The sequence below is a fragment of the Streptomyces sp. NRRL S-1022 genome (assembly GCF_000720135.1).
In the GTDB taxonomy this organism is placed as follows: Bacteria; Actinomycetota; Actinomycetes; order Streptomycetales; family Streptomycetaceae; genus Streptomyces.
The window spans coordinates 1-202 of record NZ_JOIU01000231.1 but is presented as its reverse complement, the minus strand read 5'-3'; the positions used below and the strand labels follow the sequence as shown (position 1 = coordinate 202).

The following is a 202-nucleotide window of genomic DNA, read 5'->3' as shown; positions in this document are numbered from 1 at the left end:
CGGCCTGGACACCACCGACATCGACGCCGTCGAGGCACACGGCACCGGCACCCGCCTCGGCGACCCCATCGAAGCCCAGGCCCTCCTCGCCACCTACGGCCGGGGACGGCCGGACGGCCAGCCGCTGTACCTCGGCTCCCTCAAATCCAACATCGGCCACTCACAAGCAGCAGCCGGCGTCGGCGGCGTCATCAAGATGATC

At 70.3% G+C, this 202-nt stretch carries 1 protein-coding gene; it reads left to right on the top strand.

Annotated features, from left to right (window positions below):
* On the top strand, positions 1 to 202 hold a 202-nt coding region (locus IG05_RS43490), incomplete at both ends, for a hypothetical protein (RefSeq protein WP_037816146.1).